The organism is Lactiplantibacillus paraplantarum (assembly GCF_003641145.1).
Classification (GTDB): Bacteria; Bacillota; Bacilli; order Lactobacillales; family Lactobacillaceae; genus Lactiplantibacillus; species Lactiplantibacillus paraplantarum.
On sequence record NZ_CP032744.1, the window covers coordinates 2,960,081 to 2,973,187 of the forward strand.

Here is a 13,107-nt window from a genome sequence, read left to right on the forward strand (position 1 = left end):
TTCGTGGCCGCCTGTTTACTAATTTTTAGTCTAAAGTATTTGCCAGATCTACCAGCGTCTTTTCATAGTGATCAGTAACACTCTCATCCTGAAAATCGGCGTTAAAAACCGCCAACGTTAAATACTCCGGATATTTTAAAATGACCGTAGCTAATTGATTATTAATTTCTGGGTACTTTTGATCCTCGTTGTTTAAAATATCAAGACTCGCTTGATAACAAACATTGGCAAGAAACAAATAATCAACAAAATAATTAAATCCTGGTTCATTCTTCAATTCAAAATGCGCCTTAACATCCACCGTTTCCGAAATATTAGTCAAATACTTCGTTACAATTTCTTGATACTGACGTAACAACTCCGTCTTAGCTTTTGCATGTACCGTCGCCATAAAAATATCCCCACCTATTTTAATCTCTGTGAAGATTATAGCATACGGCGTAACCCCTGCTGAATATTAGCTGCTAATCCAGCTAACTGATCGTACTGCCATTGCCGCTCAGCCGTAACTGCCGCAGCATTATTCGGTTGCGTTAAATTAATCAATTTAATCGCTTGATCCGAAGCCCGCAGCGCATTTTCATCCGCATCGGCCGACGCTACCGCCCACCGGACACAATCCAACGCAGCAGCACCAATTGAACTTGTTGTCGTCGCACTTAACTTAGTTAGTCGTGCCAAAGCTTGGCGCACCTGGTAACCACTAACCAGATTAACTTGCCACAATTCATTAGCATCAATTGCGAGTCGCAACTGCCGATCATATTTCTGTTGATTATCAACATACTGCAAGGCTTTCTTAGCGATTATTAACGCCCATTTAGCCAATTGTTGTTGTGAGAGTTCACCAGTCAAAGCTTCGATTTGGCCCCGTATTCCAGGGTCATCGTCAATCTCAATCTTAGGGTGACTCGGTCTAAAACCTTCCGTCATCACGCATTCCTACTTTCTTACAAATCCGACAACCATACTAACCTAATTATGATCAATATTTAGGCCTATCGACATATCGATAGGTTTAAATTGTACCAGAAATCGAGCCAACATGTGAGTATCTGCTTCCAGATTTCATAAAAAATTTACATTCTTTTGTAACCGTTTCATGGTTGATAATAACAACCAAAAACGGCCCACCATTTAATCACTGGCAAGTCGTCTTGAAGACCATTATTGAATTTCAATATGATGAGTATCAGCTGCAGCCTTCTTGGGTAACGTTAACTGCAACACGCCATTTTCATAACGCGCTTCGATCTTATCAACATCGATATCTGGTAAGGCGTACTGCCGGCCAAAACGTCCGGTTTGCCGTTCACTAGCAATAATATTGCCATCCTTATCGCTCTCATCGCTGATACTATCACGTTTCACAGCAATCGATAATGTCCCATCACGATACTTCAAGGCAATGTCTTGCTTATCGATTCCGGGAACGTCAACTTTCATAGTATACTGGTCGTCATTTTCTTTAATATCAGTCTTTAGTACCGACCCATGACTACCAGCGTTTAGAATGGTTCGTCCTAAACCATTTACTAAATCATCCATCTTAGTCCAATCATTCAACCGATCAAATAAATCATTGTGCCAATTCATCATATCGTTAGCCATTATGCAATCACCCTTTCAATTTGTTTACATCATTAATAATAAGCACTTTTAGCAAGATTGCAACGATTTAGCACTCGTTACAAGTGAGTGCTAAATCAATTCACCCGGTAAGCCTGCATGTCAACTGGAATCACTCTGACCATCTTGCGTGGCGTAATTGTTAATGCTTGAGTTGTCGCCTTAGTGGGCCAACGTGACTGGGGACGATCGGCCAATTCCAGTCCGACTAACATCCGAATCCGATCTAAAATATCCGGCACCCCAAATGCATTATCCCCCTGATTGAGCGAAGTCTGTAACATATTAATGGCAACATGTAAGTGTTGCTCATGAAAGCTAAAGGTTACTGGCACATAAACTAAGTCTGTGGACGGTAGCTGTTCCTGCGCCAATACTGTATCAAGCTGTGCCATGAACGCTGTGAATTGATCCATTTGCGTCACCCCCATCATTAATTACCGCTATTATACTGCAAGACTTATCAGACAGCTATTTAAATGGACAGCCCTTGTTACCTGCCTAAAGCACTGTGCCAATTATTATTTAATATTAACTATCCGCGTTGTGTTAGTTACTGTTTGGGATAAATCATGATTAAAGCAGGCCGGTTGGTTAATTTGATGTTCGTCAGCGTGTGTACGTTTTATACCGACTTTCGGGACTGGGTACCAATGGTTTGAACAGAGCCGACATGATTCGAACTCACGTAGAAACTCGCTGCGCAATTGCAAATACAAGTCTTCTCCTAGTCTGGGAAATCCCCTTACGTCAGTATAAAGTGTCTGTTTGAAACACTCACTATCAATGTCGTAACTGAAAACTAAATAAATCGTTGCAGTTACTATCAATCCTATAATCAAATCTCAAAACCATTGCTGTATGTAAAATAACGACTAGTTTAACTAATTCGTTTATTAATTACGAGCCTTTCAGTGGCGAGGCGTCACAACTAACTTTTTAGGCAAAACAAAAAGGACGAAACCAATGTCTCGCCCTAACTGAAGAATCACGCTAAATTATTAGCTATTAGATAACTTTTTAGCATCTTCGTCGATCGTTTCGAAACCGGAAACGCCGCTCTTCTTCTTTGGATGCTTTGCACGTTCTTCTTCGGCTTTTTGAATCATAGCCTTTTTTTGTTCCTTGCTAAGCTTTTGTGCCATGATTATCGCCTCTTTTATCTTGGCCAACGAAGTAAAACTTCGCTACAAGTTCATTATAGGTCTAAATTCAAAAAGTAGCACAAATTTAATCGATTTTTTTTGAAACTGCTTACTTGCATTCTGTAATTATTAAGTTTACAGTTAGGGTGTTCAGGAGGGGATTACATGACAAAAGTATTAATCTTAGGGGCAGCGGGCCAAATCGCCCGACTAGCCGAACAACAATTTTTAGCCAACACATCCGATAATTTGACACTTTACTTACGTAACAGCAGTCGAGTCGCGGACCTACAATCCGATCGGGTAACGATTATCGATGGTGATACAACTGATGAAGCTAAATTAACATTGGCAATGGCTGACCAAGACGTCGTTTATGCCAATCTTGCTGGTCAAAATATCAAACAGCAGGCCCAAACCGTCTTAAAGGCTATGCATGCAAGTGGTCTCAAGCGGCTCATTTGGATTTCAACGTTAGGTATTTACAATGAAGTCCCTGGTAAATTCGGCCAGTGGAACAATGCAACATTAGGGAGCTACTTGACCCGGTACTATGACGCAGCTGAAGTTTTGGAAAACTCCGATCTTGATTACACCATTATTCGGCCCGCATGGTTAACTGATAAAGACGAAATCGACTACGAGACAACCCAGCGTAACGAACCTTTCAAAGGTACTGAAGTTTCACGAAAAAGTATTGCGGCACTCGTTGTCAAGTTAGCTCAAGATTCGACAAGCGGTATTCGTACATCTTTGGGTGTTAATAAACCTAATACCGATGGCGACAAACCAGCTTGGTATTAATTCATTACAATAACCCTAAGCTTAAATAACTAACACCACTGCCGAGCCCTTGTCGCCAGTGGTGTTTTTGGCCAATTATAACAAGTAAAATACTCGTTCATCGGCCATTCGAGGGGCTTACCAAAACGTGCTCTGTGCCACTGAAGCCTGTGCTTGCTACGCCTATCCATATTAATTATGAGAAAGATGATAATATCCAGATAGTAAGCTAACGATAGCTAGGTATTAATCTACTAATTTCGTGGTATGGCAGACAATTCAATCTCATGATTCTTTCATTCTGATAAGGCCTTCTCATCCCCGTCAAATCGCGGGTCTTTGCAGTTGACGTCCTAAAATTCAGATGTTAAATTATAGACTCAATTTGAAAACAACTGGCGCTTGGGACGCCAGTTTTCAAGGAGGCCTTCACTTGAACTTAAAATGGTATGTTAAACAATTTACTGGTCTAACCACCACTCAACTTCATGATATCTATCAGCTACGCGCTAAGACCTTTGTCAAAGAACAAGTTCGATCTTACCAAGATCCTGATGATACCGATTTAGATGCCCGGCATATTTTCGCTTATGATCAAGGTCAACTGGTCGCCTACGCGCGGATCTATGAACATGCGGGCGTCGTTTCTTTCGGTCGTATTACGACTGATAGCCGTTATCGTGGCACTGGACTTGGCAAACAACTCATGAATCACGTCATGGCTATTCTTAAAGTCCATTACAGTACAGCTACCATTGAAATTGATGCTCAGACGCATGTTCAAAAATTCTATGAAAAATTCGGACTAATTGCTGAAGGTCAACCTTATACCGATCTTGGTGCCGAGGTAATCAAAATGCACGCCCCGGCCCGAAAATTGGTGTTAGCGTAGCACTACTCCTAAGTATTGTCTCAACTCAATAATCAAAATAACAGCGATGAACTCAAAATATCATCTAAAAAAATGAGTTTCAGAAATTCTCGTTTCTGAAACTCATTTTTCATCTCACAATAATCGCTATAGTCCCGTATTACCAAGTGGAACCAGTAAATGATCCGTAAGTTGTGCCAGTTCACTGTCTAATAATGGCGCACTCACATTGCTGGACTGATTGCCGTCCAAAGCTTTGCTGCTTTAATGTTAACAACGTTGCCATTATTTTCCCTCCCTTAATACTTTTATTCTAACAAAAACGTTCAGTGACGATATCTAATAGACATTGCCACTGAACGTTAAATTTTAATCACTAGCTGGATCGCTTCGATACTGTTGCAAGATATAAATGGCGACAATCACCAACACTGAGCCGAGAATTTCGACCCAGGTCACTGTTAAACCCAAGAAGATGATACTCAGAACAAATGTCACCACCGGCTGAACCGCATCAACGATACTAACAACTGCAGACGGCGCATACTGTAAACTATGCAACAAGGATAGAAAAGCGAAGATGGTCCCAATTAAAACAATCGCCCCGATCGAAGTCACTAGCGTTGGTGTAATCTTGGGTGCCCCTACCCAAATTGGATGATAGAGATTAAACAAGACGCCGGCAATCAGTGTTCCCCACCCGAGAATCACAACCGGTGAGTTTTCCGCAACAATTTTTCGTGGCAAGACCACATATAAGGCCGCCGTCACCCCAGAAAGGATTCCCCAAACTAAGGCATCCATTGGAATAGCTAATTCATGAATATTCCCCTTAGTAATTGCTAAGAATACCCCTAACAAAGAAATTCCAAATGCAATCAAGTCAGTTCGTAAGGGAAGTTCCCGTTTAAACAACAACGTTCCTAATACGATGAACAGTGGGCTTAAGTATTGCAGAATCGTAGCGGCAGCAGCCGTTCCCCTTTCAATACTGATATAAAAAGTATACATATTTGCCATTAAGCCAACCGTTGCGTACGCGACTAATTGCCCAATTGAAGCCCATGATTTAAAAACCTTAAAAATCTTGGTGCCTTGTTGAACAAATCCGATAGCTAACAGAATAACGCCTGCCGATAGGGTTCTCACTGACAAGAACCAATCGGCTGGAATGGCTTGATTTTGTGATACAAACTGCATCACTGTACCCGAGATCCCCCACAGGGTCGAAGCCAGCATCGCCCACATAATGCCCTTCATATAACGGTTAGTTGTCATATTTTTCAATTTCGCTCTACCTCAATTTAATTAATGGCAATATTATACCGGGACTTAATTAAAACTCACTGAAAATCAAGCTTTGTTTTTTAGGAAGTTTCAGTAATCTTTATCATAATTAACGTTTATGCTAACTGATAATCACAGAATCCGAATCTTTTCGCTTCAACGTAGTGTCAACGCTCGGAAATCAATACTAACTAAAGCTGGCGCGGTTAACCATGTTGTTGTTAACCGCGCCAGCTTTAATTAAGATTAAATTCGTGGCTACCTAAAACGCACTTCTAAGAGCCAAACGATGTAAATAAAATCGATTTTTGCTAATATCTTTAACCTGCATTCTAACACTTTTTATATTCATAACAGCCGCTTGTCATTGGAAATTTAAAAGAGTGTCCCCACGTAATAGTGAATGAACATCGTTACAATTCCAACTAAGACATTACGAATTACCGCCGTTTTAACGTTACCTTTACCTAGTACGGCGGATAAGTATCCTGTTAAGGCGACGGCAACCGATACTGCGATAATCGTCGCTGGCCATTGCCAATGTGCTGGTGCAAATGTCATCGCAACTAATGGAAAGACGCCCCCCGCTGACGCCGAAAATAATGATGCAAACGCCGCATCCCACGGATTCATATAGTGGCCCAATTGCATATCATATTTAATGCTGACCAACGTGGCCAACGGCTTTTTGGATAATAAATCTTGAGCAATGGCCATCGCCGTGTCTTCCTTTACACCAAGCGTCATATAATGGCGTTGAACAGCGTGTAATTCACCCTCAAAATCAGTTTTTAGTAGTTGCCGTTCTTTTTCCACAACGGCCTTTTCAGTGTCCTTTTGTGTACTGACCGATGCATATTCTCCCGATGCCATTGAAAAAGCACATGCTAATAAATCAGACAACCCAGCAATAAAGATTGTAAACTGATTAGTCGTTGCCGCCGCTACACTAAACAGCACCCCAACAACTGTTAAAATACCATCATTTGAGCCCAAGACACCCGCACGTAATGAATTTAACTTCTCATCCATCGTTTGTTTAGTCTTCTCAGATTTTGTTTTTGTCAGTTGCATAAACTCGCTCCCCTTGACCCATTAATTAAGCAAACAAGTGACCAATAAAGTACGTTACGACCATCGTTAATAGTCCAGCAATCACATTACGAGCCATTCCACGCCGACGATTAGCATTGCCAAGCATGGCCGCCACGTAACCTGTAATCATTAATGCGATTCCAACAGCAATCACTGTCGCTAAAACCTTTACCCGTGGCGGGAAAAAGGTAATTGAAACTAACGGTAGAATCGAGCCCGTAGGAAAAGCAATCATAGAGGCAATTCCCGCAGCATAAGGACTGATAAACTGATTGGGATTAAAGCCATAGCGCTCACGAACTGTGGTTGTCAATGCATCTTCTGCCATCATTTCCTGCGTTGCTTGACGCGCTAACGGTTCGCTGATTCCTTGATCAACATACTTCTGTACGACTAGTGTCGCCTGAGCTTCATAATTATCAATTAACGCGGCCTTCTGCTTAGTAATCGCCATTTTCTGCGAATCTTTTTGCGTATTCACGGAGACATATTCGCCCATGGCCATTGAAATCGTTCCGGCTAACATCCCGGCTAGTCCAGAAATGAGAATGGAAAAACTATTAGTTGTCGCCCCCGCAACACCTACAACAATACCAGCAACGGATAAAATACCATCATTTGCACCCATGACACTTGCTCGTAAAATATTGACTCGCTGTGCCAAGGACATTTTCTTTTTCATGATTGCCGCCTCCATGAATACTTTATAATCATTATTACCTAGTAAATGTTATATCTTTTAAGAAACAATTGCAAGTCTTATTTGTAATCATTATTAAGTATAAGTTATGCGCACCTAAACTATAATATAGTTTACCACTATTTTATTCTTAAGGCTTATCTTGATTATCCTTACCATGCGGTTAAAATCACTATCAATTTCATGAGCCAGCAAAAAAGCAGTACCGTTAGCTTGATTGCTAACGGTACTGCTCTCACTTCAAAGTAAACTACCATTCCAACTTACTTAGTTTGCCAAATTAAATTGTTGTGTCGCGTTTAATTCAAATTCAGTTGGTTGTGCGGCCGTCATTAGTGCTGGCGTCAACGCAACCCGCGTAATCGTCTGGTCCGCGTATGGTTGCATGTAAAATGCTGGTTCATTCATACTCATGTAGGCGCGATACTGGGTATAATCTGGCGTCCCGTTAGCCTGCATCTTAACGCCCTTAGGGATTTCAACTGAATTCAGCATGTGTGATAACGCATTTACAGCTTCCGCATCAGTTGCCACTTTATCAGTATGCTGACGCATAAAGACCGTTCGAACGAAACGCGCAACTGACGTATAATCACCCGGCATTCCCAGTGCCCCAGTTCCGGGACCAAAAGCGTTGACGGTCAGATCACCGTACTGCCGACTGGGATGCGGATCAGGCTGTAAGTTAACATAGTTGCTCAAATTTTTGAGATGCCATTCAAAATCTGGGGTGTTTGTCATAACCCCCACCGGATTTTTCATATAGTGAACACCGTCATCTTCTAACTCTAAAACATAGGTCGAACCACTCTTATCACTAATAATCCAATGTAATGGCACCACAATGTTCAATAGCGGTGCGGCAGCTTCCATCACATTCAAGTCAGCTAACCGTTCACCCAATTCAGCAGTACTCTTAACATTGCCTAAAATCCACATCAATACTTCATGGGGAGCCAAATTAACCTTGTCAGTCTTGGTCTGCTGAGCAAAGTGGGCCTGCCCTGAGAAGTACAGCGCTGCAGCACTAACCCCATGTTCATTGACCCCATCGACGAAGATATAACCGTTTAAATCACGGCCCGTCCCGACGAAACTATAGGGGCTATCAAAACCATTCGCATTGGTAACACTATCAAAATGATGATTCCGTGGCATAACCACTGGCCGACCACCGAGTTCAAAAGCAAAGTCCATGGTGCGTGCTAAAAACTGATCACCCGCCGTGGTTTGAATTGTTAAACTAGTACACATGGGTTTCACATCCTTGATTTAAATACTATTATTCTAGCATCTAAATCTATCAGAAACACACATTTGCACGAATTATTTTACGCTAATCAGTTTATTTCAATCTTTTAACCGTAATGTCATGGCATTAATCGCCACAATAATCGTACTTAATGACATGACTACTGCACCAAACATTGGGTTTAGAATAAAACCGATCGGCGCTAGAATACCGGCTGCCAATGGAATCGTAATCACATTATAACCAGCACCCCACCATAAGTTTTGCGCCATCTTCCGCGTTGTTTGCCGTGCTAAGGCTAAGAAATCCACCACATCGTTAGGATTACTCTTAACGAGAACGATATCAGCTGAATCAATAGCAACGTCAGTCCCAGAACCAATTGCAACCCCGATATCAGCGCGTGCAAGACTAGGCGCGTCGTTAACACCATCACCAATCATCATGACATGACTACCGTCAGCTTGATATTGCTGAACTAACTTCGCTTTATCTTCAGGCAATAGGCCCGCGTGAACCTCAGTAATTCCAAGTTGCTTGGCAACTACTTGCGCACTTTGCGGGTTATCGCCAGTTAACATCACCGGTGTAATATGTTGGGCCCTTAGACTATCGATTAAGTTCTTGGCTTCCGGTTTAATTTGATCACCTTGAGCAACAAATCCCAGAACCGTCTGATCCTGAATCAAGAAGCTGACCGAATTACCCGCACTCGCCAACTTATCAAACGTTTGTTGGTCATAAGCTAAGTTTTGTTTGTCAAGATAAGCAGCTGAAATGATTTCATACGTCTGACCATCAATCGTGCCACTTAGTCCAACACCAGTAATTTGATGAACATCTTTACTACTCTTTGGCGTCAGCTGGTGTTCCTTAGCTGCAGCAATAATACCAACGGCTAAGGGGTGACTGGAACCATTTTCCAAGCCAGCCATCATTGCCAAGACGTCTTCCGCAGTAAATTGGTCAACATCACTTTGAAAATCTGCAACCTTGAAGTTACCGGCCGTCAATGTCCCAGTCTTGTCCATCAAAGCGTAGTTCAATTTTTTAACCTGTTCCATTGCGTCACGATTACGAATCAATAATCCATGACTAGCCGCAATCGCAGTGCTGCGCGCAACTACTAATGGAATGGCTAATCCTAAAGCATGTGGACAAGCAATTACGAGAACCGTCACTGCAATCGATAGCGCTAACGCCAAATTACCAACAAGTAACCAGACGATAAAGGCAACAATTGCCACGGTCAACGCAGCATAGAATAGTAGTCCTGCCACTTTGTCTGCCATGTTCTCCTGCGAAGATTTGGCCGCCTGAGCGTCACTGACCAACTTCATAACTTGCGCCAAATAGCCTGATTCACCAGTTCCTGTGACTTGCATCTCAAAAGTGCCATCACCATTAACTGACCCACCCACGACTTGATCCTTAACTCGTTTTTCAACTAACTTAGCTTCACCAGTGACCATCGCTTCATTAACACTAGTTGTCCCACTTAAAACTGTACCATCAGCAGGAATTTGTTCACCAGCGCGGACTTGAACCTGATCACCATTGGCCAAATCAGCAATCGCTACGTCCTGGATTTGCCCATCAACTAACTTATGCGCTGTACTTGGTAGCAATTTTGCCAGCTTGTCCACCGCTGACCCTGCATTCATCACCGTATTCATTTCAATCCAATGACCCAACAACATAATGACAATTAAAGTCGCTAGTTCCCAGAAGAAATCGGTCACCATTGGTTTGGCATTTAACAAGTCATTAGCTATCACGGCATAAATACTATAAACATACGCAACGCTAATTCCCATCGTAATCAGCGTCATCATTGCTGGTTTATGGTTCTTCACTTCCGCTTTGGCGCCACTGAAAAATGGTTGTCCACCGTAGAGGAACAAAATCGTGCCTAAAATCGCAACGATATAATCAGACCACGGCCGAAAAACGATTTGAAATGGTAAATTAACCCCCATCATGGGGCTCATAATAACGATTGGAATTGTCAGAACTAACGCCACCCAAAATTTCAGCTTAAGATTCCCCATGTGCATCATCTCACCGTTACCCATATCCATATCACCCATATCATTGTTATCATGGTGATTCATGTGTTGCATATCCATGTCTTTCATAGTAACGACCTCCCCTAGCCAGATTGTCTACATCTGTAATTTGTGACTAAAGTTTACAATTGTAGACGATAAAAGTCAAGAAAAACACTTTTTAAAATCAGACGAACATTAACTACGCTTATTTAACTTAACAGTACTCATACCATCAATACTAATTAAACCCGCTAGTACTGACATTCACGCACAAGTATCCTCAAGCATGTTCTCACTCTCAGTTAACCAGATCACTTTAAAATCATTGTAACCAAAAAGATGCCATACTCAGATTTAAGTCCAAGCATAACATCTAATAGTAATTCAATAATTTTTAATACTTTAATTAGCACCGCGTTCCAGGAACACAATCACAGTCCACCATTGCTGGTGCATGCTTCGCTTTTTCGGTCAATACTGCCTGTAAGGTTGCAATATCAGTTCGGCTTAATTCTGTTTGGTTAACTAAATCAACCAACGTTTGACCAACGCGCATCTGACACAAGTGACCAAATAATGTTCCAACAGCTTCATCCATGGATGGCTGTTCTTCGACCATTGGGTAATAGTTAAATGCCCGACCATTCTTTTCAGCACGCAACGCACCCTTTTTGACAAGTCTTCCCAGTAGCGTCTTAACGGTCGCCGTCTTCCAACCCATCTTATCTGCCATAATTTCGGCAACTTGACTACTTGTCACATTGCCCAATGTCCAAGCAACTCGCATGACTTCCCATTCAGCATCACTGATTTCGATTTCTGTCTGTGCTTCCAATGGCTTAACCACCCTTCCGAATTAAGTTAACTGTAGTTTACAACCGTAAACACAAAAAAGCAATGATTAGCTTTCTCGCATACTCATAATCAGCATAGCGCAACTTGCTTTTTAATATCAATATTGACCACCATTAACTAGCCCCAAGACAAAAGCCAGTTAGGTTAGACACTAAACAAACTAAAAAGCAGCCCGATTACTGAGCCGCGACAAATCGATCTAACAATAATGAGAGCGCTGCCACACTATCTGGATAACGACTTGGATGTTGTAATAAATAACTCTTGATTTTTCCATGATATAACACCGTCGTGGCGACCTGGCCACCAGTCTGTAGTAGGCTTCGCCGAAATTCATTCAATAATTGTTGTAGACCGTTTTGAGCATCATCTTGTCGATCGAGCATCAACGCTGCTCGGCTAATTGCATCGAGCACTTGCGTTTGCGTAATTTGTGATTGTGTTGACATGTTTTTCCCTCTGTTTACTATAATATGCATAAGTATACACCGTTAACAGCCCGAATAGGTATTATTTATCTAGTAAAAAACTATGTTATGCTACCAATATCAATTATTTTTAGTGACGGGGGTTCAGGACTTGAAACCAAATTCAAAACTATTACAACGCCTACAATTATGGATGCGTGGTCGGTATGGTCAAAACGATACGTTAAACCGCTTTTTAAATAATTTGGCGCTATTACTAATTATTATCAGTCTCTTTATCCGCTCCGGCTGGTTGGTCTTAGTGGCAGTACTACTAATTATCATCAGTTACTGGCGCTTATTTTCTAAACAGATTTATCGCCAAGTTGCAATTAATCGTGGCTTTCAACGCCTATGGTTGCCAATTGTTCAACCATTCAGTCAGTTAAGCTACCAAGTAAAACAGCATCGGCAGTATCGCTTTTTCCGTTGTTCACAATGTCACCAACGTATTCGCATTCCACGCCACCACGGTCACGTTCGGATAACTTGTCCCCAATGTGGTCATCAATTCGAGGCTAAGGTATAGCGTTCCTATCTGGAGAGTTTTTAGATAACCTGAAATCGTTGCGAATACCACTACATTCCTAACTAAGTCAGTGCCTATAACTCAATGTAGCGCCGAGAGAGTGGATCAAAAGGTGGTCTGTTTGCAAGCATTAATGTAAATTCGGTGATTATCCCTGGACGATAGTCACCGAATTGGGGTTAAGTGGAACAAGCAACCTTTTGGCGCCCGTTTCGACAATATTGACAGAAAAATTGTGTTCGGTTTCTTGAGAAGCAGTCTTTTCTTAAGCGACTGAACACTTTTAGTTTTGTCCAAATCTCTTCATGTCTAACCATAATAGGTCATAGGACTAACTGCTGAGCCACCAATCAGTCAATATTTTTTATTTACCGTAAATTAATGATCACCTTTCAGAAAAAACACTTACGAAAAAATTAATTTTCTGGTATGCTAACCCATTG

At 41.7% G+C, this 13,107-nt stretch carries 15 protein-coding genes; 3 read left to right on the plus strand and 12 right to left on the minus strand.

The window, feature by feature from the left end:
- Positions 1-25 precede the first annotated feature (25 nt).
- The 5 genes from LP667_RS14515 to LP667_RS16815 form a co-directional block, all read right to left on the minus strand.
- Positions 26-391, minus strand: coding sequence for a hypothetical protein (locus tag LP667_RS14515; RefSeq protein ID WP_021732170.1), 366 nt, complete (start codon positions 389-391; stop codon positions 26-28).
- Between the two features lie 35 nt (positions 392-426).
- Positions 427-933 (minus strand): putative immunity protein, encoded by a 507-nt coding sequence (locus LP667_RS14520; RefSeq protein ID WP_021732171.1) that lies wholly within the window; start codon positions 931-933, stop codon positions 427-429.
- A 234-nt stretch (positions 934-1,167) separates the two neighbouring features.
- A complete protein-coding gene (locus LP667_RS14525; RefSeq protein WP_021732172.1) occupies positions 1,168-1,611 on the minus strand; it encodes an Hsp20/alpha crystallin family protein in 444 nt (147 codons plus the stop codon).
- 95 nt (positions 1,612-1,706) lie between these two features.
- On the minus strand, positions 1,707-2,063 hold the full coding sequence (locus tag LP667_RS14530; protein WP_033609560.1) for a hypothetical protein: 357 nt from the start codon (positions 2,061-2,063) through the stop codon (positions 1,707-1,709).
- A 567-nt stretch (positions 2,064-2,630) separates the two neighbouring features.
- A complete protein-coding gene (locus LP667_RS16815; protein WP_003639947.1) occupies positions 2,631-2,774 on the minus strand; it encodes a hypothetical protein in 144 nt (47 codons plus the stop codon).
- Positions 2,775-2,939: 165 nt separating this feature from the next.
- Between LP667_RS16815 and LP667_RS14535 the strand changes: the two genes are divergently transcribed.
- Complete coding sequence (locus LP667_RS14535) at positions 2,940-3,578, plus strand: SDR family oxidoreductase (protein ID WP_021732174.1); 639 nt, start codon at positions 2,940-2,942, stop codon at positions 3,576-3,578.
- Positions 3,579-3,990: 412 nt separating this feature from the next.
- Complete coding sequence (locus tag LP667_RS14540; RefSeq protein ID WP_021732175.1) at positions 3,991-4,449, plus strand: GNAT family N-acetyltransferase; 459 nt, start codon at positions 3,991-3,993, stop codon at positions 4,447-4,449.
- Between the two features lie 348 nt (positions 4,450-4,797).
- Here the strand turns inward: LP667_RS14540 and LP667_RS14545 are convergent, their stop codons facing one another.
- From LP667_RS14545 to LP667_RS14575, 7 genes are all read right to left on the minus strand, one after another.
- Positions 4,798-5,706 carry a DMT family transporter gene (locus LP667_RS14545; protein WP_033609569.1) on the minus strand — a complete coding sequence of 303 codons (909 nt, stop codon included), beginning with the start codon at positions 5,704-5,706 and terminating at the stop codon, positions 4,798-4,800.
- A 384-nt stretch (positions 5,707-6,090) separates the two neighbouring features.
- A complete protein-coding gene (locus LP667_RS14550; RefSeq protein ID WP_021732177.1) occupies positions 6,091-6,789 on the minus strand; it encodes a VIT1/CCC1 transporter family protein in 699 nt (232 codons plus the stop codon).
- A 25-nt stretch (positions 6,790-6,814) separates the two neighbouring features.
- Positions 6,815-7,492 carry a VIT1/CCC1 transporter family protein gene (locus LP667_RS14555; RefSeq protein ID WP_021732178.1) on the minus strand — a complete coding sequence of 226 codons (678 nt, stop codon included), beginning with the start codon at positions 7,490-7,492 and terminating at the stop codon, positions 6,815-6,817.
- A 285-nt stretch (positions 7,493-7,777) separates the two neighbouring features.
- Entirely contained in the window at positions 7,778-8,764 is a 987-nt protein-coding gene (locus LP667_RS14560; protein WP_021732179.1) for a choloylglycine hydrolase family protein, read from the minus strand.
- Between the two features lie 96 nt (positions 8,765-8,860).
- Positions 8,861-10,900 carry a heavy metal translocating P-type ATPase gene (locus LP667_RS14565; protein WP_021732180.1) on the minus strand — a complete coding sequence of 680 codons (2,040 nt, stop codon included), beginning with the start codon at positions 10,898-10,900 and terminating at the stop codon, positions 8,861-8,863.
- 319 nt (positions 10,901-11,219) lie between these two features.
- Positions 11,220-11,648, minus strand: coding sequence for a CopY/TcrY family copper transport repressor (locus LP667_RS14570; protein ID WP_021732182.1), 429 nt, complete (start codon positions 11,646-11,648; stop codon positions 11,220-11,222).
- A 196-nt stretch (positions 11,649-11,844) separates the two neighbouring features.
- A complete protein-coding gene (locus LP667_RS14575; protein WP_021732183.1) occupies positions 11,845-12,117 on the minus strand; it encodes a hypothetical protein in 273 nt (90 codons plus the stop codon).
- A gap of 130 nt (positions 12,118-12,247) precedes the next feature.
- Between LP667_RS14575 and LP667_RS14580 the strand changes: the two genes are divergently transcribed.
- On the plus strand, positions 12,248-12,664 hold the full coding sequence (locus LP667_RS14580; protein ID WP_033609562.1) for a Zn-Finger Containing protein: 417 nt from the start codon (positions 12,248-12,250) through the stop codon (positions 12,662-12,664).
- Positions 12,665-13,107 lie beyond the last annotated feature (443 nt).